The 26464-nt window shown below is 63.4% G+C and carries 21 protein-coding genes and 1 pseudogene; 10 read left to right on the forward strand and 12 right to left on the reverse strand.

All coding sequences use genetic code 11. The features are described 5' to 3' along the window. Positions 1–92: 92 nt before the first annotated feature. Both AC1D05_RS30705 and AC1D05_RS30710 read right to left on the reverse strand, forming a co-directional pair. Positions 93–1067 (reverse strand): nucleoside hydrolase, encoded by a 975-nt coding sequence (locus AC1D05_RS30705; RefSeq protein ID WP_477445994.1) that lies wholly within the window; start codon positions 1065–1067, stop codon positions 93–95. 164 nt (positions 1068–1231) lie between these two features. After that, positions 1232–1879: a CGNR zinc finger domain-containing protein gene (locus AC1D05_RS30710; protein ID WP_477445996.1), complete on the reverse strand. Its 648-nt coding sequence runs from the start codon at positions 1877–1879 to the stop codon at positions 1232–1234. A 52-nt stretch (positions 1880–1931) separates the two neighbouring features. On the opposite strand from AC1D05_RS30710, the gene AC1D05_RS30715 reads away from it, so the two are divergent. Beyond that, entirely contained in the window at positions 1932–2750 is an 819-nt protein-coding gene (locus AC1D05_RS30715) for a DUF2066 domain-containing protein (RefSeq protein WP_477445998.1), read from the forward strand. A gap of 141 nt (positions 2751–2891) precedes the next feature. Further along, entirely contained in the window at positions 2892–3875 is a 984-nt protein-coding gene (locus AC1D05_RS30720) for a methyltransferase (RefSeq protein WP_477446000.1), read from the forward strand. 26 nt (positions 3876–3901) lie between these two features. Here the strand turns inward: AC1D05_RS30720 and AC1D05_RS30725 are convergent, their stop codons facing one another. After that, positions 3902–5563 carry an acyl-CoA synthetase gene (locus AC1D05_RS30725; RefSeq protein WP_477446002.1) on the reverse strand — a complete coding sequence of 554 codons (1662 nt, stop codon included), beginning with the start codon at positions 5561–5563 and terminating at the stop codon, positions 3902–3904. Between the two features lie 171 nt (positions 5564–5734). Here AC1D05_RS30725 and AC1D05_RS30730 point away from each other — a divergent pair, with 171 nt between their 5' ends. Beyond that, on the forward strand, positions 5735–7306 hold the full coding sequence (locus AC1D05_RS30730; RefSeq protein WP_477446004.1) for a serine hydrolase: 1572 nt from the start codon (positions 5735–5737) through the stop codon (positions 7304–7306). A 404-nt stretch (positions 7307–7710) separates the two neighbouring features. On the opposite strand, the gene AC1D05_RS30735 is transcribed toward AC1D05_RS30730, so the two are convergent. Next, complete coding sequence (locus AC1D05_RS30735; RefSeq protein WP_477446006.1) at positions 7711–8496, reverse strand: hypothetical protein; 786 nt, start codon at positions 8494–8496, stop codon at positions 7711–7713. 12 nt (positions 8497–8508) lie between these two features. Further along, a complete protein-coding gene (locus AC1D05_RS30740; RefSeq protein WP_477446008.1) occupies positions 8509–10497 on the reverse strand; it encodes a CHASE2 domain-containing protein in 1989 nt (662 codons plus the stop codon). A 126-nt stretch (positions 10498–10623) separates the two neighbouring features. Here AC1D05_RS30740 and AC1D05_RS30745 point away from each other — a divergent pair, with 126 nt between their 5' ends. Beyond that, positions 10624–12252, forward strand: coding sequence for a caspase family protein (locus tag AC1D05_RS30745; protein WP_477446010.1), 1629 nt, complete (start codon positions 10624–10626; stop codon positions 12250–12252). A 522-nt stretch (positions 12253–12774) separates the two neighbouring features. Here AC1D05_RS30745 and AC1D05_RS30750 read toward each other — a convergent pair. Both AC1D05_RS30750 and AC1D05_RS30755 read right to left on the reverse strand, forming a co-directional pair. After that, positions 12775–13710, reverse strand: coding sequence for a hypothetical protein (locus AC1D05_RS30750; protein WP_477446012.1), 936 nt, complete (start codon positions 13708–13710; stop codon positions 12775–12777). Positions 13711–13923: 213 nt separating this feature from the next. Continuing rightward, positions 13924–14817 carry a LysR family transcriptional regulator gene (locus AC1D05_RS30755; protein WP_477446014.1) on the reverse strand — a complete coding sequence of 298 codons (894 nt, stop codon included), beginning with the start codon at positions 14815–14817 and terminating at the stop codon, positions 13924–13926. A gap of 103 nt (positions 14818–14920) precedes the next feature. Between AC1D05_RS30755 and AC1D05_RS30760 the strand changes: the two genes are divergently transcribed. The 3 genes from AC1D05_RS30760 to AC1D05_RS30770 are packed head-to-tail and all read left to right on the forward strand — an operon-like array spanning position 14921 to position 16824. Further along, complete coding sequence (locus AC1D05_RS30760) at positions 14921–15679, forward strand: SDR family oxidoreductase (RefSeq protein ID WP_477446016.1); 759 nt, start codon at positions 14921–14923, stop codon at positions 15677–15679. A gap of 11 nt (positions 15680–15690) precedes the next feature. Beyond that, complete coding sequence (locus AC1D05_RS30765; RefSeq protein ID WP_477446017.1) at positions 15691–16581, forward strand: SDR family oxidoreductase; 891 nt, start codon at positions 15691–15693, stop codon at positions 16579–16581. A 30-nt stretch (positions 16582–16611) separates the two neighbouring features. After that, the gene (locus AC1D05_RS30770; protein ID WP_477446019.1) at positions 16612–16824 is read left to right on the forward strand and encodes a tautomerase family protein; all 213 of its coding nucleotides are present in this window, start codon (positions 16612–16614) and stop codon (positions 16822–16824) included. A gap of 420 nt (positions 16825–17244) precedes the next feature. On the opposite strand, the pseudogene AC1D05_RS30775 reads toward AC1D05_RS30770, so the two are convergent. Together AC1D05_RS30775 and AC1D05_RS30780 are read right to left on the reverse strand one after the other, a co-directional pair. Further along, positions 17245–17529: pseudogene (locus tag AC1D05_RS30775) on the reverse strand (helix-turn-helix transcriptional regulator); the annotation flags it as partial. A 23-nt stretch (positions 17530–17552) separates the two neighbouring features. Next, entirely contained in the window at positions 17553–18464 is a 912-nt protein-coding gene (locus AC1D05_RS30780; protein WP_477446021.1) for a transcriptional regulator GcvA, read from the reverse strand. Between the two features lie 216 nt (positions 18465–18680). Here AC1D05_RS30780 and AC1D05_RS30785 point away from each other — a divergent pair, with 216 nt between their 5' ends. From AC1D05_RS30785 to AC1D05_RS30795, 3 genes are all read left to right on the forward strand, one after another. After that, a complete protein-coding gene (locus AC1D05_RS30785; RefSeq protein ID WP_477446023.1) occupies positions 18681–18863 on the forward strand; it encodes a DUF1127 domain-containing protein in 183 nt (60 codons plus the stop codon). Next, positions 18860–19756: an NmrA family NAD(P)-binding protein gene (locus tag AC1D05_RS30790; RefSeq protein WP_477446025.1), complete on the forward strand. Its 897-nt coding sequence runs from the start codon at positions 18860–18862 to the stop codon at positions 19754–19756. The genes AC1D05_RS30785 and AC1D05_RS30790 overlap by 4 nt, the downstream gene beginning before the upstream one ends. Positions 19757–20043: 287 nt before the next feature. Beyond that, positions 20044–21144, forward strand: a complete 1101-nt coding sequence (locus tag AC1D05_RS30795) for a KamA family radical SAM protein (protein ID WP_477446027.1) — start codon at positions 20044–20046, stop codon at positions 21142–21144. A gap of 9 nt (positions 21145–21153) precedes the next feature. Here AC1D05_RS30795 and AC1D05_RS30800 read toward each other — a convergent pair whose 3' ends face one another. Genes AC1D05_RS30800 through AC1D05_RS30810 form a run of 3 tightly spaced genes read right to left on the reverse strand, consistent with a single transcriptional unit; the run spans position 21154 to position 26353 of the window. Further along, complete coding sequence (locus AC1D05_RS30800) at positions 21154–21792, reverse strand: 4'-phosphopantetheinyl transferase family protein (protein ID WP_477446029.1); 639 nt, start codon at positions 21790–21792, stop codon at positions 21154–21156. Continuing rightward, complete coding sequence (locus AC1D05_RS30805; protein ID WP_477446031.1) at positions 21789–22250, reverse strand: GNAT family N-acetyltransferase; 462 nt, start codon at positions 22248–22250, stop codon at positions 21789–21791. Before AC1D05_RS30805 ends, AC1D05_RS30800 begins: the two co-directional genes overlap by 4 nt. Continuing rightward, positions 22247–26353, reverse strand: a complete 4107-nt coding sequence (locus AC1D05_RS30810; RefSeq protein ID WP_477446033.1) for a Pls/PosA family non-ribosomal peptide synthetase — start codon at positions 26351–26353, stop codon at positions 22247–22249. Before AC1D05_RS30810 ends, AC1D05_RS30805 begins: the two co-directional genes overlap by 4 nt. Positions 26354–26464: the final 111 nt, after the last annotated feature.

Consider the following 26464-nt stretch of genomic DNA (forward strand, 5'->3'; position numbering starts at 1 on the left):
CGACGCTATGAGGCATCCTCGGCGAAGGTCAGTTGGAGTTGATAAAGTCCAAGAGGAACCGGCGGTGACCGCTCATTCGGACAATGATTCAATCACCCCTTCTGCCTGACCAACCGGTCCAGCGCGTCCACGATCAAATCACAAAACTTCGCATGGTCGAGCTTCATCGCCACCGCGTGGCGGAAGTCGGTCTGCTCGCTCGCCGTGCCGCCGAAATGGTGCATGCCACCCATTTTCTCGAAATTGCAGACCGTCATGCCCTTGGTCCAGCGGCCGGCAAGCTCGACGCGGATGTCGGCCTTCTCGGTGGTGAACACGGTCGGGTCGATCATCGCCGCGACGCAGCACGCGTCGTGGATGGCGGGATATTCGATCTGCAGCAAGCCGCCATGCGTGGTCGCTATGAACTCCCAGATATCGAGGATGAACTTGGCCATCGGGCCGCCGATGGCGCGCACCCTGTCCTGCAGGTCCGGGGTGGCCAGCGCCTGGTGGGTGAGGTCGAGCCCCACCATGGTGACGTCCCAATTCGCCCGGAACACCACGTCGGCGGCCTCCGGGTCGCCGTAGACGTTGAACTCCGCCGCGGGCGTGATGTTGCCGCGCGTGTAGCTGCCGCCCATCGCGACGACCCGCTTCACGCGGCTGACGATGCGCGGGTCCTTGCGCACGGCAAGCGCGATGTTGGTGTAGGGACCGACCGGCACCAGCGTCACCGTCTTCGGCTCATGCGCCATGACGGTGTCGATGATGAAGTCGACGGCGTGGCGCTTGTCGAGGTCGAACGAGGCGGGCGGCAGATCGGGGCCGTCGAGCCCGGTATCGCCGTGGATCTCGACGGCCAGCACCTGGTCGATGATGAGCGGACCGGGAGAGCCCTTCGCCACCGGCACCTTGATGCCATAGGCGGTGCATACGGAAAGCGCATTGCGGGTGGTGTTCTCGACATTGTGGTTGCCCGAAACCGTGGTGATGCCGAGAAGGTCGATCTTCGGATTGCCCGCCGCCAGTAGGATGGCGATGGCGTCATCATGGCCGGGGTCGCAGTCGAGAATGATCTTTTCCATGGTGGGCACCTCCCTTGCCGGCCGAGAGCTTCCCGGCACAAAAAGCCCGCCAAAAGCCGGCGGGCGCTCATATCACATCGCATGAGAAAGCTGATCGTCAGGCGCAGGAACGCTCCGTGACAGTCACGCAACGTCCTTGGAAGAGCGTGCGCCTTGGGCGGATGCTACGCAATGGATTTTCGGTGTGCCAGGCGATAGCGCGCTGCCTTGGCACGATTGCCGCAACCATCCATCGAGCACCAGCGCCGCGGTTTCGAGCGACTGTCATTTATGAAGAAGCCGCCGCAATGGTCGGCCTCACATTGCCGGATGTCGTTTCCCGGCGGAAATAGCACCAACATGGCGGCAGCGGCCGCGGACCGGCGCAGGGGTAAGTGAATGGCCTCATTCGCGGAAGCGGATGTGAGCTTCAAAATTTCGCCAAAGCCGGCTGTGCCGCCCGCCCGCGCTATCGCCTCCTGGATCTGGCGCAAGGCAAATTCCCCGGGCGCCATTCCATGGTTCAGATTTCGTGCCGAAACAGTGAGCCACGATTTGAGGGCCTGGCGCAGCTTCAGCACCTCGAGATGCACCTTGCCGGCTGCGCTTCCATGATGTCCCGCCATGCGCTTCAGCGCACGCCCCTCGTCTTCAGACAGCAACTGGGCAGGAGCGCAAAAGGCCAACATGTCTTGATAGGTCGGAATGAAATCGACCTCGCTTCCGTCACGCCAGTGCAAAGTGTTTGCAAGGTCGAGCGCGGGCGCGCCGCCCAACATGCGCATGGGGCCGAGCGGCGAGAGGTAGGTGCGGACAAATTCAGTTGATTCCATCCATCCAATATGTAACCGTTTATGCGGTTACTCAAGCGGCTGGGAGGCGTCCATGAAGGCCATCTCGTTGACGCTGGTGGCGTGGTTCGCATTCTCGAACCTGGCGCAGGCGGATGACGATGTTCTCTATCGCTCAAGCCTGATTGTCACCGGAGATCGTGAGGAAACACGCATCCCCGCCGTTCCACAGGGATTCGAACTGGCGGCGCAAAAGCTGACGGGAAATCCCGATATTGCGCAAAATCCGGTCTTCGCTTCGTTGGCTATCAAGGCCACTGCCATGGTTTGGTCGTATACGTATCATGATCGCATGTTCGGCATTCCCATCCATGACGAGCAAGGGACACACGACCGCCCCTTTGACCTCACTTTCCAGTTTGACCGAAAGCGGATGGACGATGCGATGGCGGCGCTGGGTGAGAAGCCGTGGCTCGGCCCGCGCCCGAAGCTGGCAATCGTCCTCGAAGTCACCGATATGGCGCGCAGCTATATGCTCGCGGCGGATGGCGCCCATGGCTCCGACATGCGCGCAAGCTTTGAGGATGCCTCGGCACGCTTCTCGATGCCTGTGATGTTCGCGAACGAAGCCGATCTGGCGGCGGCAGCGGTCACGCCTGAGAGCATTGATGCAATTCCGGCTGACAAGTTGATGACGCTGAAATCCAGATTGGGCGCCGATGCGATCCTGGTCGGTCGGCTTGATTGGGAAACCAACGAGCCGGGCTGGCATGCTATTTGGCGGCTACCCCTCAATGCGAACGATTCAAGTTGGGCGAAAGATGCAAGCTGGGAGATCGCCGGCGTAAACTTCGATGCCGCCTTCCGCGCTGCCGTGGGCGGAGCCGCCAAGCGGCTGCGACCAATTCACTAGGCGGGGCACGCCGGCCACGGCCGCCTCGTCGCGTCGGCCACGCGAAATCATGATTGTGTCTTCACTTTCCGGAGGACGGTTCGCTCTAATCTTATGGGAGCTGCTTCGAGGCCGGTCCTGGACCGTGGAAGGGGAGGTGACATGGTGGATTCCGATCGGATCGACAGGCTGATCGCAGCGGTGCCCTCCGCACTGGCGCTTCGAGCCGGGCTGGACCTTGGCGTCTTCACCCGGCTTGGTGGCGATGCCGCGACTGCCGACAGCCTTGGGGCCGCGCTCAACGTTGAGCCCGATCGTCTGTCGCGGCTCCTCTACGCGCTCGCCAGCATCGGTCTCCTCGACGTCAAGGATGGTCAGTTTCGCAACGGAGCCGAAGCGTCGGCCTTCCTCGATGCGTCGAAGCCCGCCTATCGCGGCGGCGATCATGCGCTGCTGCGCGAGCTCTGGGGAGCCGACCTCTTGACCGCGGAGTCGTTGCGACAGAAGCGGCCGGCCGCGCTGCACGACTTTTCCGAAGCGGGGCCTGAGTCCGCGGCGGCCTTCAGCCGCATGCTGGCACCAGGCGGGGTGATTTTCGGCCGCAACCTGGCCCGGGAGATCGACCTCTCGGCAATCCGTTCGGTGATCGATATCGGCGGCGGCGCCGGGACCATTCTCGTCGGGCTTCGTGAGGGGTGGCCACGGATTGCGGCGACGCTGATGGAACTGCCGACGGTGGCAGCGGTCGCGCCTTCTATCCTGGCCGAATACGGCGCCAATGACGTGGTCGTCGAAGAAGGCGACATAACTATCGCGCCGTCGATCGGGCGGCACGATCTGGCGATCCTGAAGGCCGTCGTCCAGGTCCTTCCGCCGGACCAGGCGCGCAGTTCGATCCTGAACGCGGCGCGTTGCCTGAACGCTGGCGGCGAGATCGCAATTGCCGGGTGGGGTGTCGTCGATGACGACCGCCTCGGCCCGCACGAGGGCGTCTTTCTCAACCTCACCTTCCTGAACCTCTATCGCCACGGCGAATCCTACACGGAAGGCCAGTATCGCGCGTGGATGACGGAGGCTGGATTCCGCGATATCTCCAGGTCGCGCCTGACAGACGGCACCACATTGTTTCGTGGGCGCCTCGGCTGAAGATCAGCCGTGGCGTTGTGGCCCTTTCACCCCTTCCGCTTTTCCACCTCCGCCTTCCTCAGCAGGAACCGCTGGATCTTGCCGCTCGGCGTCTTCGGCAATTCCGCCACGAAATCGATCTCGCGCGGATAGGCGTGCGCCGAGAGCCGCTTGCGGACGTGCTGGGCCAGTTCCTCGGCAAGCTCTGGACTGCCCTTGTAAGCGGGCGCCAGGATGACGAAGGCCTTGACGATTTCGGTGCGCTGCGGGTCGGGCACGCCGACCACCGCCGCTTCGTTGACCGCGGGATGTTCGATGAGCGCGCTTTCGACATCGAAGGGGCCGATGCGGTAGCCGGACGAGGTGATGACATCGTCGGCGCGGCCGATGAAGGAGACCGAGCCGTCCGGCTCGTATTCCACCGTGTCGCCGGTGCGGTAGTAGCCACCCACAATCGCCGGCGTCTGCTCCTGGTGGTAGCCGTCGAACCAGCGCAGCGGCGAGTTGGCGATGTCGACGGCGAGAATGCCGGGCTGGTTGGGGCCGAGCTCGTTGCCGACCTCGTCGAGCACCACCATGCGGTAGCCCGGCATGGCGAAGCCGGCGGAGCCCGCGCGTACGGAATGCGCAATGCCATGGTGGTTGTTGACCATCATGCCATTCTCGGTCTGGCCGTAGTGATCGTGAATGGGCGCGGCGAGATGGGCGTCGAACCAGCGGATCACTTCCGGGTTGAGCGGCTCGCCGGCGCTGCTGACGACACGCAGCCGGCCCTTGATGCGGGTGGCGGCCTCGGGTCCTTCGGCAAGCAGCAGACGGAAGGCGGTGGGCGAGCCCGCCAGGCTGGTGACGCCGAGCCGCTCGATGACGTCGTATGTGCTCTTGGCGGTGAAAGCGCCTTCGTTGAAGGTGGTGGCGACGCCGAGCAGCAGAGGGCCGGTGATGGCGTAGTAGAGGCCATAGGCCCAGCCGGGATCGGCGATGTTCCAGAAGATGTCGTCGGGGCGCAGCCCGATCGCATCGCGCATATAGGCGCCGAAGGCGAGCAGCGCGCTGAGCGGCACCGGCACGCCTTTCGGAAGGCCCGTCGTGCCCGAAGTCGACATCATCATGAGCAGGTCATCGCCCTTGCGCATGATGGGTTCGCAATCGGGGGAGGCGGCGGCGAGGGCGGCGCGGAAGTCGACGTCGCCCTGGAGCAGGGTATCGCCGGCGCCAAGGATGGTTGCCACACGCGGGCAAGCCTCCATCTCGTCGAGCTTGCCGCGATTGGCGGGATTGGTCACGACCAGCTTGGCGCCGCTGTAGCCGAGGCGGTGTTCGATCGCCTTCGGGCCGAAAGCAGTGAACAGCGGCTGATAGACGGCGCCGATGCGCCAGGTGCCGAGGATGAGCGCCACCAGTTCCGGGATGCGCGGCAGCATGCCGGCCACAACGTCGCCAGGGCCGACGCCTGCGCCCTTCAGCAGGTTGGCGACGCGGCCCGACATATCAGCGAGATCATCGAAGCTGAATTCACGCAACTCGCCGCCGGTGGAGATCGCGCGCAAGGCCAGCCGGTTTTCACCGGTATGGCGGCCGCAGCATTCGACATAGGCATTGATGCCGGTTGCCGGGTCGCCGTGCAGCCGGGCAACTTCATCCTCGATGCGGAAGCGCGCAACGGCATCCTCATAGCGCGGCAGGCTGGCTGCTGGCGTCCTGGTCATGGCTATCCTCCCTCGGCGGCGCATCATCTCCCCATGGATGCGCCGCCGGGAGATTGCCCGAAAACGCAGCGCGGGTCGATTGCGGCGAAAGTTCAGAGGTGAGCCAGCATTGGCCTCGCCGGCGCCAGGCTGTACTGTTGTCGGATGAATGCACGGAGGGGAGGCGCGAGCATGCGGCTTGATCGGAATCTCTGTGATTTGAGGATTTGGCATTTGAGGATTTGGGCCGTCATCGCCGTGATGGTGCTTTGGCCCCATACCGCATCGGCCGACCCCGTCACGCCCGAGGCCATCGCTGCCGCCCTGCCGAAGCTGGAAGCGCTGGCGCAAACCGCCGTCTCCGAAGGTGGCGTGCCAGGTCTCGCCATAGCGGTCGTGCATGATGACCAGGTGGTCTTCCTGAAAGGTTTCGGGCATCGCGAGGCCGGCAAGCCGGAGGCCGTCGATCCGGACACTGTGTTCCAGATCGCCTCGCTTTCAAAGCCGGTCTCCGCCACCGTGGTAGCGGCGCTGGTCAGCGACGGGATCGTGTCCTGGGATTCGAAGATCACCGACCTCGATCCGGCCTTCCGGCTGGCCGATCCCTATCCGACCAGCCAACTCACCGTGCGCGACCTGTTTTCGCACCGCAGCGGGCTTCCGGGCACCGCCGGAGACGACCTCGAGGACATTGGCTATGATCGCGCCGAAATCCTGCATCGCCTGCGCTTCGTGCCGCCATCGTCGAGCTTTCGCGCCGGCTATTCCTACAGCAATTTTGGTCTGACCGAGGGCGCGATCGCGGCCGCCATGCCGGCGGGCAAGCCGTGGGAGGAGGTCGCCGAGGAGAAGCTCTATCGTCCGCTTGGCATGGCCTCGACAAGTTCGCGTCTCGCCGATTTCGTCAAGCACGCCGATCGTGCCACGCTGCATATCAAGGTTGATGGTGCCTGGGCCGCGAAGATCAAGCGTGATCCTGATGCGCAGGCGCCCGCGGGCGGCGTCAGTTCCAGCGCACGCGATCTCTCGCAATGGGTGCGCCTCATCATCGGCAACGGGGTCTACGCCGGCAAGACGCTGATTGCCGCCGATGCGCTGGATCAAACGCATGTGCCGCTGATGACGCGGGGCAAGAACCCTGTCTCGGGCGGCGCATCGTTCTACGGCCTTGGCTGGAATGTCGAATTCGGCCGCCATGGCTTGAGCTGGGGCCATGCGGGTGCCTTCAGCGTCGGCGCGCGTACGCTGGTGACGATCTTCCCGGAGGAGAAGCTTGGCATCGTCATCCTCGCCAACGCTTTCCCGACAGGGGTGCCGGAGGGGCTGTCCGACAGTTTTGCCGATCTCGTTTTCGAGGGTTCGGTCGAGAAGGACTGGATCAAGGCGTGGGACGGCATCTATGCTGGCATGTTCGGTCCGGTGGTCGAAGCGGCCAAGGCCACCTATGCCACGCCGCCGTCTCCGGCAAGGCCGGCCGCACCGGCCAGTGCCTATGCAGGCCGCTACACCAACGACTTCATCGGCGATGCTGTCGTGGCGAGCGCGGGAGACAGCCTTGTGCTCAAGGTCGGCCCGGCCGGCGCCCGGTCCTACTCACTGACGCATTTCGACGGCGATCTGTTCCTGACCTTCCCCGATGCCGAGACGCCGGACAGGCCGACCGGCGTGAGCTTCGTCGTCGGCGCCAACGGCAAGGCGTCGGCCATGACCATCGGCTTCCTCGACGACAACCATCTCGGCACACTGCGGCGGGTGGGTGACTAAGGGCCGACAGGGTGGAGTTGCCGTTCGGCTCAGCTGTTAGAGCGAAGCACATTGCGCCAGAAGTAGCTCTTCGGACGTGCGTTTCTCAACGGCCGGGACGGGGCCGCAAGCGGAACGTCTGCTTCCGAGATGATAAAGCCAGAAAGCCGACCTTTGTATTCAGCGTAGTGGGCCAACTGCAGGCAAAACGAACGGAGCGACGGGCCTTACTTCACCGTGATGGCCATACCGCTGAGATCGGCATTGACTTGCAGGCCTACCTGCTTGCCTGAAAGTTCGAGTTGGGCGCCCTTTCATTGGTCCTGACGATCACCTGGGCCGCCTTGCCGAGCGCGCCGCCACCGCCCGCCGCACAGTAGAGCCAGTCGCTCCGGCATTCGCGGCGTTGGCTCCTGGCCAATAACCTATCGCTGTTTTGTCGCAAGTTGACGCACCAAGGCCAACGCTTGGCGTTTGCAACCGCTGCTCACCATCCATCCAAGAACTTCCAGCGGATTTTCAAGAACGGCGTTCTTTGGAAACGTTTTAATTTCGATCGACGCCGATGTCTTGTTGGTCTCGACGACAACAGATTTCACCTCGGGAGGAATACGGTCTGGAAGAGAGTAAGTGAGCTTGCCGGCGCTCCAGACTATGCCGTTGAATGGCTCACCGTCGCCGATGCGAATCGAGAAAACCGCGCTCTGACCTGTGCCCGCGCGCGCTAGAACCATTTCACCATCGCGGATGCAGCCAGGGGCGGATTCTTCGATGGACACTGCCCAAGGGTCGTCGAGTCCGCTCGGAGTGGAATAGTCGGTAGTGGTGCGCGAACCGCCGATGGACTCCGTTCTCTTGCGCTCATTCGCCAAGAGGACCGCTATCAGGTCAAGTTTTGAAGGCCCTTCGTTCGGGTTGGTAGTCCCCTGTAAACTGCCGGACGTCAATGCATCCTCCGTAACCACGAAGGAACTTGGACCCGAAAGCGCGTTCACGCTGCCGTCTTCGCCGAGCAGAGTGACGACCGTACCGGCTGGAACGTTGATGACGTCGCTTGGCATAAAGAGCTTGCCGGGCGGCAGTTCATCCACCATCGGCTGAGTCGACAGGACCACGTACTGGCTGCCGGCTGCCGCGTGTTGCGTCGTCACAAGGACGGTCGTCGCGACGATCAGGGAGGCGATCTGCGAGGTCGAACGCCGGAGGCTCATGTCACGATGACCTTATTTCCCGACAAGATGAATGTCTGCTCCGAACTCTCCGCTTGCAAGACGGTTATGGTGAAAAGCGATCAGGCCGTCTTGCGGGTAGTTTTTGACCAATACCTTAAATGCCGCTATCGCCCGCGTATCCCTTGCGGCAAGTAGGGCATACGCGTTCAAATACTCCTCGCAGAGTATCTTATTTTCTGGAATACGTGTCATTGCCTCGAAAGCCTCGATGCCTTGGCTCTTGCCCTTAAGGTGTAGAACTCCAGCAGGGCGTAACAGGAAGCGCGTCGTCTGCCTCGCCACTTCGGAGCTGATGCAGTTTTTGGTGCCGATATACTTGTTCGCTCCCTCAAGCCGGGCTGCGGCATTTACAGTATCTCCAATAGCTGTGTAATTGAAGAACCGATTTCCCCCGAAGTTGCCGACGATTGCCGGCCCGCCATGAATACCTATGCGGGTGGATCCGAGTGAATGGCCCCGTCGTGCCGATTTCTCTCGCAGCCGCTGCGCGTGGTCCTGCACAGCAAGTGCCAGAGACACCGCCCGCTCCGCTTGGTCATTTTGTGCTGCCGGAGCCCCGAAGAAGCCGACCACCGCATCGCCGATGACCTTGTCGATGGTTGCACCATGCTCGATAAATAACTCGCAGAGCCCGTTCAGATATTCGTTCAATACATCTGCGAGCACCTCTGGCGCGACTTGCTCGCTGAATGACGTAAATCCCTCGACATCCGTGAATACACAGGTGAGCTCACGCTTCTCGCCACCGAGATGGAGAGCGTTGGGTTCCTTGACAATCGCTGCAACAACGGCCGGACTGACATATTTCGAGAACGCGTTCTGAATGAACTGGCGAGCCTTGGCGTCCCGTCTCCAAGCCAGGAAGCCAACGAACGCCGACAGGCCGACCACAAGCAATGCAGGGGCGACCATCGGAACGAGGATTGCGAACCGCGCGAAGGCCCACGCCTCACCGATCCACACCAGCAGCACCGCACAAGCGACCGCGACAGGTTTGAAGACCACCGGGATCGGACGCGAAACGATCCACAAGCAGAACAGCCCGACAAGAAGCATTGGCGCATAGCCCACTGCAGGCCAAGGGGTCGTTATCCGATTCCCGGACACGAGCCTGGCTAACGAATGGGCGTGGATCGCGACGCCAGGGAGGACACCGATTTTCGCGCCGCTCAACAACGCGAACGGTGTCGGATGACGGTCTATTTGCTGTAGATCTACACCGATAAGAACATATTTCCCCTCGAACCAGCTGAGCGGTGCCAGCGGAACGGCCTGTGCCGGATAGGTTGGAAAGCTGAAGGGCAAGCTGTTCGCCGTGCGGTAGTAGACCATCTCCTCCGGCCAGTGGCCGCGACCAACGCCGGTTGATGCTGCGATCACAGCAGCAAAGCTTGGCATCCAGGCCCCGTCGCCTTCTCGACCGGGAAAGGCTCCACGGACCACGCCGTCGAGATTGTCATGCAACAATGCTGCAAGGCCCCGCTTTGCCGACGGAGCGAACGCGTTTAGAAAGTCGGATTGCCTTTGGGTAAGGCCGTCAGTCCGCGAAGCCGAGGCGATCACCACAGGCACACTGGCGGTTTCGATGACAGTTTCGAGGCGGGCATCCTTTTCCGGCTCTGTTGCCTGGTCGAACAGCAGGTCGATGCCGATGGCAAGAGGGCGGGCCGACTCGATCCGAGCCAGGATGTCGGCCAAGAAGGCACGGTCCAGTGGTGAGCGGTATGGAAAATCCGCCAGGGTCTGTTCTGTTATTGAGACCACAACAATGTTGGGTGGAGGATGGGTGAACGGCGAGATAGAGACCATCATCACGTCGCGCAGGATATTCTCCAATGGCGGTGACACGAGAGCAGTCGAGAGGGCCAGCAGAATCAAATAGGCGAGCGATGCGGCGATCGCATTTCGCCGAACGCTGACGATTCGGCTAAGTGTCCACACGCCGAAACAGATCCTTAGTGCCAGTGAAGCGATGCTCACAGCCAGCATACCCGTTCAGGCGCATCAAGCAAATTGTGGCGGGCCACTCGTCCGCAGCCCCGGGGGCATAGCTCTTTTCGGTTGCATTAGCCTCTGCTACAGTTCCCTTGGGGAGCCGTTTCTGCCATGCGCAGCGCTTTCATTCTTTTGGTTCTATTGCTTGCCACTGTTTCGGGACACGCAGTCGCCGAGAAACGCGTTGCGTTGGTGATTGGCAATTCGGCCTACCAGCATGCCGTCCAACTAGCCAATCCGAAGAACGATTCCTCCGACATAGCTGCCAAACTTGAAAGCCTTGGCTTTCAGGTCGTGAGCGACCAGGACCTCGACTTGGCGGGAATGCGTCGCACGGTCCGCCAGTTCTTGGAGAAGCTCGACGGTGCCGACATGGCACTTTTTTTCTATGCCGGACACGGCCTGCAGGTGAATGGCAGCAACTATATGGTGCCGGTCGATGCACAGTTGTCCAGCTACAACGACCTCGACTTTGAGGCCCTTCCGATCGACCTCGTACTTTCAGCGATGGAGCGCAGCACCAAGGTCAACCTCATCTTCCTAGATGCTTGCCGGGACAATCCGTTCACCGAGAAGCTTTCCCGCTCGATGGGGACGCGCTCCGGTTCCGTGCGTCGGGGTCTGGCCAGGCTTGGCAGCGGAGTCGGCTCGCTCATAGCTTTCGCAACACAACCGGGCAATGTCGCCATGGACGGAGCGGGGCGGAATTCTCCATTCACGACTGCACTGGTCGCTCACCTCGGCACGCCGGGGCACGATATCATGCGCGACCTCATCGATGTGCGCCGCGATGTGCTGGCTGCGACAGATGGCAAGCAAGTGCCTTGGGAGAACTCTTCGCTCACGGGCGAGGTAGTGTTGGAGCCTCTCGCAACGGAACCGAAGGCGGCATCTGCCCCCACTTCACAGTCGACGTTGCCGGACAATGCAGTCGAACTTGCATATTGGGCGACTATCAAGGACTCGACCGACAAGAGCTTCTTCGAGGCGTATTTGCAGCAATTTCCGGGGGGCGCTTTTGCACCCCTTGCGAAGTTGAAGATCGACGCGATCGACAAGCGCATCGAAACGGAACGACAGGTGGCGCACCGGCCGGGGACGGAGCGCGCCAAGGGGACGGAAGTCGCAAGCCTTGAACACCCCGACCCGCTGGCGCGGTCACCGGCAGGCGACATAAATTCTGGCGAACTTACGCTGGCTACTCAAGCGGAACTGGTTCGCCTGGGGTGCCTGGCCGGCCATGCCGACGGCAAATGGGGCTTAGGCAGCCGCAAAGCACTTCAAGACTATGCCGACCGGCAAGGTGTCAAGCTTGCATCGTTGGAACCGACGGCGGCACTTCTGGAAAAACTAAAGGCGGTCGGAACTCGTATCTGCCCGCTTGCTTGTGAAGACGGAATGGTGGTGCAGGGCGATCATTGTCTGCCTCAGACGAGCAGGCTAAGCGCCTTCAATGGCACATGGAAATTAGTCAGACGAGCCACAACGGATTGCGGCGACTGGCGAGAACTCTCAACATATGTCGTCATAAGTGACGGCAAAGTATCGTCTAGCTCCGGATTTACTGGAAGTGTTTCTAGCAGCGGCGCAGTAAATATAAAGCATTCCTTTATTGATAAAGGAAAAAGAGGCGGGAACACCCTGACTGGTGTCATAAAAGGTAGCAACGGAACTGGCAAATTCAAAGGGACTGGAGCCGGCAGCGGGTGTTCAGGAAAAATTATCATGGAGAGAATGTAGAAGGGCGGAGTCTGCCGTCGGCCGCACCTATGTTGAAAGACTGATGCTACGAGACCAGCAGTTGAAAGAGCTACATAGGCGAGTCAAGAACCGATCTTAACATGAACGGCGGTCGTATCGTAAAGCTCATGAGTAATATTGCGGTTCTGGAGTTCGACAGCGGCGTCAAAGCTGCACACGCACAATCGAGCTTCAACGCCAGATAGCGGAATCCACTGCCTGAAAATACGCGAACGGGCTTGGTGCATGATCCATCGGCGGCGGCGCCGGAACGGTCGCCGGTCCCGCGGCCCTCCTCGTGTCGCCGACAGTGACTGCTTTCAGGATTCACAGACTACGATCACTGCGACCGAAATGAGGCGCAAAGCCGCCATTCACCAAGCAACAAACGAAGGGCGCCTCAGGGGGCGGATCGCGTCAAGCGCCCCCCGCAACTAAGAGTCCGCAATGGGTCGAACCCGGTCGTTGAGAGTGATTGGGTGTTGGCACCAAAGCGGTGGGCCTTGCCCGCTCGCTCCCACCTCACGACCCCTGGCCGAACCGGAGCAGTTTGAAGCAATCACCGCTGCCCGACTTCGCCTGCGTCAGTAGCGGTTTCGAGCGCTCGATCCATTCCTGGTGCGACCTGACATCGGCCTCGATCACATCGATCGGTCGAAGGCTGACGAAGCCGCGCCCGTCGCTCAAGAGCCAGCACGCGCGGCCGAGAAACCGCCTGCTGCGCTGGCGCAGCAGGTCGGCATCGTAGAAGATGTCCAGCACCTCATGCTTGATCTTGCGCTGTTTTTCAGGATCGGCGAGCGCGACCTCGACCGGCTCGCCGCCGATCGCGTCCTGCAGGTCCTTGTAGTCGAGGGCGAGCTGGGTGGTGGCGTATTTGACCTCGCTCTCGTCACGCACGATGTTGAACCACAGCGTCGGATCGAGCTCGTTGACGACGGACGACGATTCGAAATCGCGCGACAGGTTCAGGATATCGAAGTCCCTGATATCGACGTCGCGCTCGACCAGGAGGATCTCGGCGACCTGCTTGCCGAGCTCGGTTCCCTGCGCGCTGACCGCGGCGTTCGTTCCCCCGAGCTCCGGACTGACATAGGGCCCGCCTTCATCCAGCAGCGTGTCGAATTCGCCAAGCGAACCGACGACGGGGGCGCCGCGGGCAATGCGCGCCGCCAGCTTGGCGAGAACCTGCTGCAGTTCCGTCTCGCGCCTGCGCTGGTCCTGATAGTTCTGCTGGAAGAAGAAGATGAACAGCGACACGCCGATGCCGATCAGGATCACGCCCAGCTGTGAAAAGATGTTGCGGTAATATTCGAGCAGCTTTTCGCGATGGCGCACATCGTCGCGCACGCTGTGGGCGACGCGAAGATTGACGATCAGCGACAGGATCAGCAGCCCGGCGCCGACCAGGATAAGGCCGCCAATGAGGAGGTAGCCATGGCCCGTGTTGAAATCCATCCGCTTGTTCCAAGACCCCAGACCGCACAGAATAGTGCCATTTTGCTTCAATACCTACGGTTTCGTCGGTGAGGTCGATAGCGGCGAGGTACCCATGATGGGCAACGGAACCGATGGCTGCATCCCTATCTCTTTGTTTTGACGCAATTCCCAAGGGAAAGCGCTACGCGCTTTTCCCGGGAAAACCGCTACACACTTTTCCTGGACTTGCTCTTAAAGGTTCGCCTCGGCGAAGATGCGCGCGGCCCAGTCGAGGAAGACGCGCAGGCGCGGCGAGAGCTGCCGGTTCTGTGGGTAGAGCGCCGACAGCGGCGTCGGCGATGGCGGGTAGTCGGCCAGCACTTCGACTAGCGTGCCGTCGGCAAGGTCCTTCTCGAAGCGATAGCGCGGCGCCTGGATGAGGCCGAGGCCGAGCCGCGCCAGATCGGCGGCGGTGTCGGAATTGTTGGCGGCGACGCGGCCGGGCAATCGGACTTCGCGGATCTTGCCGTTGACGGTGAATTCGAAGGGGAGCACCTCGCCGCTGCGCGACGAGACGAAGCCCACTGCCTGGTGGCCGTCGAGCGCGTCGGGAGAGGCGGGTATTCCGTGGCGTTCGAGATAGGCCGGGCTGGCGCAAGTCATTTCGCGGATCATCGCTAGACGGCGCATGATCATGCCGCTGTCAGGCGGCTCGCCGACGCGGATGACGCAATCGACACCCTCGCGCACGAGGTCGACCAGCCGGTCGCTCTGGCCGATCTGCAGGTCAATCCTGACATAGCGGGCCAAGAACTCCGGCAGGCGCGGCAGCAGGAAGGTGCGCGTGAGCAGCGTGCTGGCGTCGATGCGCAGCAGGCCGAAGGGTTCTGCGTTGCGGAAGGCGGCCTCGGCATCCTCGATCTCGGCCAGGATCGACAGGCAGCGCTGATAGTAGGCCTCGCCATCCTGCGTGGCGTTCACCTGCCGCGTCGTCCGCTCCAGCAGGCGGGCGCCGAGATGCTCTTCGAGCCGGCGGATCGCCTCCGTCGCGGTTGAACGCGGCAGGCCGAGATCGGCGGCGGCAGCGGTGAAGCTGCGCCGTTCCAGAACGCGGACGAAGAGCCGCATCGTGTCCAGCCGATCCATGACCTTTGTTCGCAGTTTCCGAATAGTGATGTCAAGAGGCGGCTGATTATCCGGAAGATGGCAACGGCTATATCCGTGTCATCAACAACACGGAGAGACTTCCATGACAAACCAGCAGACAAGTACGGGCAATCCAATCAGAATCGCGATCGTGACCGGCGCCTCCAAGGGCATCGGCGCGGCGATCGCACAGCGGCTCGCCCGCGACGGCGTCGCCGTCGTCGTCAACTATGCACGGGGCCGTGCCGAGGCCGAAGCGGTCGTCAGCGCGATCGAAGCCGAAGGCGGCAAGGCGATCGCCGTGCAGGCCGACATCGCCGATCCCACAGGCATCGCGTCACTGTTCGACGCCGGCGAGAAGGCGTTCGGCGGTGTCGACATCCTCGTCAACAATGCCGGCATCATGAAGCTTTCGCCGATCGCCGCGACCGACGACGCCGCGTTCGACACCCAGGTGGCGATCAATCTCGGCGGTGTGTTCCGTGGCATGCGCGAAGGGGCAAAACGCCTTCGCGATGGCGGCCGCATCGTCAATTTCTCCTCGAGCGTCGTCGGTCTCTATCAGCCGGGCTACGGCGTCTATGCCGCCACCAAGGCGGCCGTCGAGGCGATGACGCACATCCTGGCCAAGGAGCTTGGCGCACGCCGCGTCACCGTCAATGCGGTGGCACCCGGACCGGTCGAAACCGCGCTGTTCACGGATGGCAAGAGCGCGGCGCAGATCGAGGCTACGGCCAAGATGATCCCGCTCGGCCGGCTCGGCCAACCCGACGACATTGCCGGCGTGGTCGCGTTCCTGGCCGGGCCGGACAGTGGCTGGGTCAATGGACAAATCATCCGCGCCAATGGCGGCGTTCTCTGAAGGAGACTGACATGCAACAGACAATCTTGATCACCGGCGCTTCCTCAGGCTTCGGCGCCATGACGGCGCGGGCGCTCGCAAGGGCGGGCCACACGGTCTATGCCTCGATGCGCGACCCCTCGGCACGTGGCGCGGCGGTAGCCGAAATGGAAAAGTTCGCTCGTGACGAGGGCGTGGCGCTGAAGACCATTGCGCTCGACGTCACCTCCGACGCCTCGGCGCAGGCGGCGATCCAGCAGATCGTCACTGAGGCCGGCCAGCTCGACGTGCTGATCCACAATGCCGGGCATATGGGGTTCGGGCCGGCCGAGGCGTTCTCGCCCGAACAACTGGCGCAGCTCTATGACGTCAACGTCGTCGGCACGCAGCGCGTCAACCGTGCCGCCCTGCCGCATATGCGGTCTCTCGGCCGGGCGCAGATGATCTGGGTCGGTTCGAGCAGCACGCGCGGCGGCACGCCGCCGTTCCTGGCGCCCTATTTCGCCGCCAAGGCCGGCATGGACGCGCTGGCGCAGAGCTATGCGCTGGAACTCGCCCGCTTCGGCATCGAAACGACGATCGTCGTGCCGGGCGCCTTCACCAAGGGCACCGAGCATTTCCACCATGCGGCGGCGCCGGCCGACGCGGAGCGCGCTGACGCCTATTGGTCCGGTCCCTATGCCGGTGCCGATCAGCAGGCGCTGAAGGGGCTGGCGTCGCTTGAGCCGGCGGATGCCGATCCGGCCGAGGTTGCGGGAGCAATCGTCGACCTCGTCGCCATGCCGCACGGAAGCCGTCCGCTGCGCGTCCATATCGACCCCTCCGACGATGGCGCCGTGATCGTCAACGGCGTTGCCGCCCGCGTGCGTGCGCAGTTGCTGGAACGGATCGGCCTTGCCGACCTGCTCCATCCCAAAGCCTGAAATCCAATCTCAAACAGAAGGAATACAACCATGCCGTTCGCCAACATCAAAGTACCGCAGGCCGCACTCTCAAGGGCGCAGAAGGAAGACCTCATCCATCGGACCACAGCCATGTTCGTCGACTTTTTCGGCGAGGTCGCGCGCGCCACCACGATGGTGCTGATCGAGGAAGTCGCTGACGGCGGCTATGGCCGCGCCGACGAGGTGTTCGTCATACCGGAAGCCTATCGCGCCAAGGACTAGCCGCTCCGGGCTGATACCCGTCATATGACGACTGGCCGCCGCGGACGCCAACGTCCACTCTGTCCGCGGGCCTGCATGTCGGTTCCCTGAAAACCGATGCCCCCTTTGGGGCGACATGCATCAGGCGGGGGCCAGGTGGACAGCCCCGGGCTGTCCACCTGTCTTGCTCGCGCTTGCCTACGACCCGCAGGGGGAGGGAAACAAGTTCTGCAAGGGTTGCGCCAGCACCCCCACCCGGACCTTCGGTCCGACCTCCCCACAAGGGGGAGGTGGGGAGCCCAGTTTTCCGCGTCCCCATAAGAACACTGTTGCACGGGTGGATGAAGCGCTTCCTCACCCTCCCCCTTGTGGGGAGGGTCGCTGCGAAGCAGCGGGGTGGGGGGCAGCGCGGCGCTGCAAAGTTTGGCTGCATGCGAAGTCTCAAGACACCAGGCTCAACGACTGCGCCTCCGTATCCTCCAGCGTTCGGCTTTCCCTGCGGTCCGATAGCGCTTGGGCGCGGTGCCGGTGGCGCGCCTGAAGGCGCTTTCCGAGGTGTAGCCGAGGGGAGCGGGCCAGCACCGCCACGGGCGTGTCTTCCTCGCGCAGAGCGCGCTCGGCCAGATGCATGCGCCATTGCGTCAGGTAGGTCAGCGGCGCGACGCCGGCTGTCCGCCTGAAATGGAAAGCAAAACTGGTGCGCGACATGGCGGCCGCCTTGGCAACATAGGTGGGCGGGACTTTCCGCCTCAGTCCTTCCCGGGCATGCCGACCCAGTCAGCCGCCACCTCGGCAAACAGCCAGTCGCGAAACGCCCTGACTTTTTTCTGGCGCAGCGCGCCTTCGGGATAGACGAGGTAGTAGCTGGCCGCCGATTTCAGCGCGAGGTCGAAGGGGCGCACCAGCCGCCCTGACGCGAGATCGGCCGAGACCAGCGCACTGCGGCCTAGCAGCACGCCTTCGCCATGCACGGCGGCCTCGACGGCGAAGGTGGCGGAATCGAAGCGCACGCCGCGTTTGGGGTCGATGCCGTCGACGCCTGCCTCTCGCAACCATGTCGCCCAGTCGATGCGAAAGGCGTCATGGATAAGCTTGTGATGCCTGAGATCCCTGGGTTGGCGCAGCGGATGGTCACCTTGCATCAACTCCGGGCTGCAGACGGGGAAGACCTCCTCATCGGCGAGAAATTCCGCCGTCACGCCGGTGTAGCCGCCCTTGCCGTAGCGGATGGCGATGTCAATGCCGTCGCTGACGAAATCGGCCAGCACGCCCGAGGTCGCCAGCCGCACGTCGATATCGGCATTGGCGCGGTGGAAGCGATGCAGCCGCGGCACCAGCCAGCGGCCGGCGAAGCCGTCGGATGTGCTGACGTTGAGGATGCGCGTCGAGCGGTCGGGCGTGGCGACGATGGTTGCGGCGGCGATCTGGTCGAGCGCCTTGCCGACCTCGACCGCGTAGGCAGCACCGACGGCAGTCAGGCGCACGGATCGTGTCCCGCGATCGAAAAGCTGGATGCCCAGCCTGTCCTCTATGTTGCGGATAGCGCGGCTGACCGCGCCATGGGTGAGGTTGAGCTCTTCCGCTGCCCTGGTGAAACTTAAGTGCCGGGCTGCGGCGTCGAAAGCGGGCAAAGCGGTGAGGGGCGGCAGTCTGCGCGGCATGATCTTGACCTGTGAGCGTTGCTCACAAATCATGCACAAAGAGTCGTTTGTCGTCCAGCCCGGAAATGCCCAGTATCAGGACGTACCGGCGCACAGACATCTAGTTTCCATCCGTCGATGCGCCCCCACGACCCAGACATAGTGTGAGCAATCATCATGCTCGCTCCATTGGGGCGACACCGGCACGCTTGCGCCTAACGAAACAGGAGACGGACGATGACCTTAACCCTTGGACCCATTGGCGCCGCGATGAGCGGCCTTGCCATGCGCAGTACCGCAGCATTCGAGCGTCGGCGCGTGCTGCGCCGTATTTCCCGCCTTTCCGACCGTCGTCTGCAGGATATCGGCCTGGAGCGCGACTGGGACGGTTCCATTCTTGGTAATGGGAGGAGGATATGACCAGCACCCTGATCATCGGCGCGACGGGGCTTCTGGGCAGCGAGATGGCGAAGGCCAGCGCGCATAATGGCGACGGCGTCCATGTGCTTGTCCGGCCGGCGACTTCAGCCAACGAAGCGCGGATGCGTCCGCTCAAGGAATTGGGCGCCACGGTGCATGTCGGTGATCTCGACGACTATGACAGCCTTGTGCGCGCCGTCGGCAAGGCCGATCGCGTCATCAGCTCGGTGCATGTCGGTTCGGCCAGCGAAATGACGCTGGTGCGCGCCGTGAAAGATGTCGGCGTCTCCCGCTTCGTGCCCTCCGCCGGCTTCGGCCTCGACTTTGCCGCCGCCGCACCCGGCTCGATCGCGCCGCTCGACATAAAGAGAGCCGTCTTCGACGCGGTCAGGGAGGCTGATCTGCCCTATACGGTGATCTATACCAACGGCTTCTTCTCGACCTGGGTGGCGACGCTCGGCGACCTGACACGCTTCGGCTCGGCCTCCCTGCCGCCGGACGAGGTGACGCTCTATGGCGACGGCAATGTGTCGGCGACCTTCGTCAGCGAAAGGGACATCGCTGCCGTCACCATGCGCGCGCTGGAGGATCCCAATGCCGTGCGACACGAAATCCGCATCGCGCAGAACAGGATCACGCAGAGTGTGATGATCGAACTGTGGCGCCGGGTCAGCGGCCGCTCGCCGTGCATCGTGAACATGAGCGCCGAGGAACTGGAGGCGATGATCGCGGCAGCGCCCGGCCTTGGGTTGCTGCGGGCGTTCTGGATCCGTGGCGAGACCGCGCTTGAGACGAACACACCCGAGGCGGGGGCGCTTTATCCGGAGCTGAGGTTTGAGACGATTGAGAGTGCTTTTGTGGCGATGGTGGCAAAGGCCGGGCGTACGGCGTGAAGGTTGGACGCTGGCAAAGGCTGATGCGCTACGGCGCCCCCCTCTGTCCTGCCGGACATCTCCCCCACAAGGGGGGAGATCGATGTCGCGACGGCCTTCGCCAATCTCCAATGTCTCCAAGGGGGAGAGCCGGCGCCAAAACTGCCAATCTCCCCCTCGAGGGGAAGATGTCCGGCAGGACAGAGGGGGGCGCCGTAGAGTGCGGCGGGCGCAATTGGCGTTGCCACAGTGGTTGACCCAACCGCCCATCCGGCCGATAGGTCCGCGCGAACAGCCCGAGGCCGCCAATGACCGACCTAAAAGATGCAACCCGCGCCCCCGACGCCGACTGGCAGGACGATGTCCGCCAGGGTGTGCGCCATGTGCGCGATCTTGCCGCCCTGCCGCTGTCGCCAGCCGAGCGCGCGGCCGCGCAAGCTGCCGCTACGCTCCACAAGGTGCGGGCGCCGAAAGCCTATCTCGACCTGATCGACTGGAACGATCCCGCCGATCCGATCCGCGCGCAAGTCATCCCGTCGCCAGACGAATTGGTGGAGACGGAGGGCGAGCTTGGCGATCCGATCGCCGACCATGACTTCAGCCCGGTGCCCCGGCTGACGCATCGCCATGCCGACCGGGTGCTGCTGTTTCCGACCTATCAATGCGCGGTCTATTGCCGGTTCTGCTTCCGCAAGGAGTCGCTGACCTCTATAGGTCGCGGCTATACGCGCGAGGCGCTGGAGCCGGCGCTGGCCTATATCGCGGATCATCCCGAAATCCGCGAGGTGATCCTGACCGGCGGCGACCCGCTGTCACTGCCCGACAAGGCGTTGGCCGAGATCGTCGCGCGCATCGAGGCGATCCAGCATGTGCGGCTCTTGCGCATCCACACGCGCGTGCCGGTGGCGCTGCCGTCCCGCATCACTTCGGGGCTGGTCGCGGCGCTGCAGGGCCGGCTGATGGTCACCGTCGTCACCCATTTCAACCACGCGCGCGAGATCACCGATGCTGCCGAGGCGGCCTGCCGAACGATGCGGCAAGCGGGCTTCGTGCTGCTCAACCAGAGCGTTCTGCTCAAAGGCGTCAATGACAGCGTCGAGGTGCTGGAAGAGCTCTGCCGCGAGCTGATGTATCGGCTGGGGGTAAAACCCTATTACCTGCACCATGGCGACCTCGCGCGCGGCATGGCGCACCGGCGCACGACGATTGCCGAGGGCCAGGCGCTGGTCGAAGCGCTGAGGGCGCGGCTGTCCGGCATCTGCAACCCGGTCTATGTGCTCGACCTGCCGGAAGGCGGCGGCAAGGTGCCGCTCGGGCCGTGTCCTGTCGAGGGACGCGATGGGGAGACATGGCGGATACGCGGGCTGGACGGTGCGGTGAGGACCTATCGGGAGATTGTGAGCGAATAGGGCGGCGCGCTATTCGCCGACAAACGCCAGGACGACCACCCGCGGGGCAACGCAATATGCGAGCCTGACCTTGCGGCCGGTCTTCGTCGTCGCGCGGCCCGCGTCGAGGTCGACGGCGATATCTTCGTAGCCCAGTATCTCGCGGTCGAGCGGATAGGCCGCCTTGTAGACCGCTTCCTTGGCGCAAAACAGGATGCGGCCGGCAAGCCGCCGGTCCGCCGCGCCGGTCCGATCCGCGCCGGTTGCAACGATCGCGAAAATATCATCCGGCAGGGGCTGTGCGGGCTCGACATCGATGCCGAGGGAGACGATACGGCCGACAGGCGCGACCGCCGCCACGGCCATGTCATCGTCATGGGCGAGCGAACCGATTATCCCGTCCGGCCAGACCGGGGCACCGGACGGCGCGCGCGGGATGGCGACATTCGCGATGCCGATATCGGCCAGAAGTCGGTGCGCGACCCAGCGGGCGGCACCGCTGGCGCGCCGCATGGCCGGCTGGCGCGCGGGGATGGAACGCGCCTCTTCGGGCAGCAGATGGGCCTCGTCCGCGTCGCCTATCAGCCGGCATCCGGTCCGGACACCTGGGGGCGCTATTGCCGCCATCGCCTCGGTCAGCGCGGCTTCAGGGGAGGGCGGTCGCGTCAACGGTCATCCCTTGGCAGGACGAGGTCGGCGATCATTTCTCCATCCTCGTCGAGCCCTTCTTCGACGAAACCGGCGGCGCGGTAGAGCTGGCGTGCCGCTTCATTCTCCGGTTCATAGCAGATCGAGACGTGCCTGATGTGGCCGAGGCTTCTGATTTCGTCCAGCACCTCGCGCAGCGCGGCCTTGCCATAGCCCTTGCCCTGGCTGGCGCGGTCGATCATGAAGCGGTAGATGCGCGCCTCGTCGTCATCTTCCGGTGCGTCGTACATCAGGAAACCGACGACACGATCCCCGGCCATCACCACGCGCGGCCGGGCGTCCTCGTCGGATTCAGCCTCCTCCAGGGACTCCGCATTGCCAGCGACGAAATCCATCTGCTGCGGGGCCAGTTCCAGCGCTGCGACCAGGGCCCGGTTGGCCTCGGTCACGGGAGCAAGGCGGACTTCTGCGGCCTTCAAGCCGACGCCTTGGCGCCGTCTTCCGTGACCGGGATGACGAAGCGATGCAGCTTGGCCGGGTTGCCGCGCCAGATGGAGTAGGGCTCCAGCTCTTCACCCTTCATCACGAAGGAATCGGTATCGGCCACCGATCCTTCACCCATCACGACGCCGTAATGGACAAACGCCGACGGTCCGAGCGTGCAGCCCTTGCCGATGCGGATGTAGTCGGACTTGAACGCGCCTTCCTCCAGCGAGTGAGCCTGGATGACGCAGCCCTCGTTGAGCGTGGCGTCATCGCCGATCTCGACCAGCGAGCGTTCGGTGAGGTTGGCTCCACCGTCATAGACGCGCTTGCCGACCTTGACGCCGAGCAGGCGCAGGATCATCGGCCGGAACGGCGTGCCGCCAAACAGGTTCACGATCGGCGAATCCGCCAGCTTCCAGTGGCGTTCGTGACGCCAGAAGTCGACGTCGTAGATCGTCGTGATCCGCGGCTTCAGCCTGCGAAAGCCAAGGCTTGCCCGCTCGACAAAGATGTAGAACGGGATGGTGATCGCCGAGGTCAGGAGCACGGCGACGAAGAGAGCGACCTCCGCCCATTCGGTGTAGTAGTTCAGTGCCCGGTCCCAGATCGCCAGCGTGGCGAACAGCATGACCCATTGCGTTGCCAAGAACAGCAGGATCGTCACCAGATTGTGGCGGTTCTTGAACGGGATGCGCTTGCGGCGGTCGGCCTCGTCGACGCCGGCGATGAGTTCCTTGTCGCGGTTGACCATGCGCGGGATTTCAAACGCAGGCGAACCCAGGAGCCCGACATTCTCGCGCAGCAGCCCATCGATCGGGATCATCACCTTGGTGCCGAGCAGGACGTTGTCGCCCGTGCGCCCATCCGGCGGATAGTAGATGTTGTTGCCGAGATAGTTGCGTTCACCAATGCGCGTCGGCTCGAGACGGAACGCGGAGGCCGACTTGTGCATGTTGATCATGAACAGGCCGTCCGACACCATGGTCTCGCTGCCAATCTCGCACAGGAGCGGGTTTTCGTGCTGCTGGTTGGAGCCGAAATTGGAGCCGGTCTGCACCACCTTGTTGAGGTTCCAGCCGATGGCGCGCATGTAATAGACGATCGCCGAGCTGTCACCGAACAACAGCCCCAGCACACGCGAATTGCTCGAGAATTCGGTGGCGGCCTGCAGCCAGTAGCGGAAACCGTAGAGCGCGTAGGTGCGGCCTGGCTTCAGCACCAGGCTGAGCAGGCGCGGCAGCAGCGTCGCGGCGAGAAAAGCCACGGCGATATAGCCGAAGAGCGTGACCGTGGTGCCGATCGCGACCAGGCCGATCGTTTCCTGATAGTCGTCGCCGACATTCTCCCAATAGCTGTGGAACAGCAGCGGCAGCGGGATGACGACGGCAAACAACCCGATCAGCTGCACCGCTTCGAAGAGGAAGCGCCTGACGTCGGAAGCGTTCTCGTTGCGCACCTTGCAGTAGTCCGCCGTGGTCGGCACGGCCGGCGACCCATGCCAGTGTTCGCCGTCCGGGATGCTTTGCCCGCGCTGCAGCGAGGACGAATGGCCGAGCTGGCCGCCGTCGCCGATCGACGTGTCGATGTCGAGCGTCGAGCCGACGCCGACGAAGGCATCGCGACCGATGGTCAGCGGACCCATATGGATATAGCCGGACTGCGCCCGAAAGCCGAGGATCAGCGATTCCTTGCGCAGGATGGTGTTGGCGCCAATCGAGATGAGGTCCGTGCAGACGGGCACGGACCGGGATTCGATGACGGCGTTCTTGCCGATCCTGGTTCCCAGCAGCTGCAGGTAGAAGCTGTAGAGCGGGCTGCCGCGGAACAACACGACCGGGGCGGTGCGGATCAATGTCTTGACCACCCAGAAGCGGTAGTAACGCAGGCCCCAGATCGGGAACGCCTCGGCCTTCCAGCGGCCGACGAGCACCCATTTCGCCAGGACGGCAAAGCCCGTCATGCCGAAGAAGACGCCGGAGGAGAGCGCCACGCACCTGATATAGAGCTGCAGCGGATCGTCGAGCGCGTCATACATCCAGTTGAGGCCGATGTTGATCGCCCACAGCGCCACATAGCTGTAGACCCCATAGAACAGCAACTGCGCCATGCCGCAGGTCCAGTAGGCAAAGTTCGATGCCCGGCGGGTGAGGACAGGCTCGTTGGTGGCCGTCGTCATCTCTTCAGCTACGCTCAGATGCTTGGCCAGGCGCGCGACCGTCGGGTAGAGATAGATGTCGCGCATGGACGTCGTCGCCCATTCCTTGCGGGTGCGCACGCGGGCGCAGAAATGCGCCATCAACAGCGAGTTGGCGCCGAGATCGTCGAAGAAATTGTCCTCGACCGACACGTCTTCGAATTTCAGCAACGCGGCCAGCGCCTCGGCCAGGAAGCGCTCGTCGTCATTGCCGGGCGCAACCATGGTGCGGTCGGCGGAAAGCCGCACGCTTGTCGGCTTCGGCAGCTGGCGAAGGTCGACCTTGTTGGAGACCGTCATCGGGATCGCGGGCAGTTCCTCCAGATAGGAGGGCACCATGTAATCCGGCAGGCGGCGCTTCATCGTCTGGGCGATGTCGGCGCGCGACAGCGCCGGCTGGCCGGCCTTGCGCGCGTAATAGGCGACCAGTTCGACGCGGCCGGGCTCGATCTCCCAGGTGGTGACGGCAGCTTGCGCGATCTCCGGCTGGTCCAGCAGCACCGCCTCGATCTCGCCGAGCTCGATGCGATAGCCGCGGATCTTCACCTGGGTGTCGATGCGCCCGGCATATTCGATCTCGCCATCGCCGTTGATCCGGCCAAGGTCGCCGGTGCGGTAGATGCGCTGCGACGGATTGTTCGGCAGGCCGAGGAAATCGGGGATGAATTTCTGGTCCGTCAGGTCTTGCCTGTTGAGATAGCCGACTGCGAGCCCGATGCCGGCGATGCCGATCTCGCCCAGTTCGCCAGGTTCGGCCAGCTCCGGCAGCGAAGGGTCGAGAATGACGATGGAATAGGTGGGCAGCGGCGCGCCGATGGTGACGGGCTTGTCCGGCGTCAGCGCGCCCATCGTCGCCGTGACGGTCGCCTCTGTCGGGCCATAGGTGTTGAGGATCTGCCGCCCCGGCTTCGACCAGCGCACCACCAGATTGTGCGGGCAGGCCTCGCCGCCGACCAGGAGCGTGCGCAGGCTGGGCACATCAGATGTCATCGACGACAAAAGGGTCGGGCTGCAGGCCATGCAAGTGATGCTGTGCTGGCGCAGGAAATCGGCGAGCTCCTCGCCCACCAGAGGCATCTGGCCGGGTGCCGGCACCACGGTCGCGCCGGCGACGAAGGGCACCCAGATCTCTTCGGAGGAAAAGTCGAAGGCGATGGTCATGCCCTGGTAGACGCGGTCGCCCGGTCTGTAGCCGTAGGATGCGGCGGCGACGCGGATGAAGTTGACGAAGCTCTGGTGCCGGACAGCCACGCCCTTCGGCCTGCCGGTCGTGCCAGAAGTGTAGAGGATGTAGCAGATGTCTTCGCCGGCAGTGGGGGCCTTGTGCGGCTTCAGCGGCGCGCCGGACTGTTTGGAGATTTCGGCGGCAGCGCTGTCGATCAGCACATGGGGAACCGGCAGCTGGTCGGCGCGCGAGGCATAGGTGGCGATGGTGACGATCAGGCTGACTGAGGCGTCTTCGATGATGAGCGCCATGCGCTCTTGCGGAAAGGCGGTGGCCAGCGGCACGAAGGCGGCGCCTGCCTTCACAACGGCGAGCACGGCGACATAGGTTTCCGCCGACCGGTCGAGAATGAGCCCGACCCGGTGGCCCGGCCGCACGCCGCGCTTGATCAGCACACGGGCGAACTGGTTGGCGCGGCTGTCCAGTTCCTCATAGGTCCAGCTACGTCCGTCGGAGATCACCGCAGGCAAGGTGGCGAATGTCTCTGCGAGCTGCTCGAAGACCTTGTCCAGCCGCTCGTCGGGCTGACCTGCCCGGGCGAAGTCGGCGCCCGTCAGGATCTGGGCGCGCGCGACCATTGCGGAACCGGTTTTCGGCTGCACGTCGCCCGTTTCGGGCTCTCTGCCCGGCCTTGCCGCGTCCCTGTCCAATGCGGCGATATCGATACCGTAATCCATTTCCAAACTTTCCCGTCCTGGCCGCGCATTGCCAGGCTGTTCATGTCGCCGCTTGGCAGGTCTTGCCGGCTGCGCCGCCGCTGCATCTGACTGATATGCGCGCGTGCGGCG

The organism is Mesorhizobium sp. P2_E9, assembly GCF_056403815.1.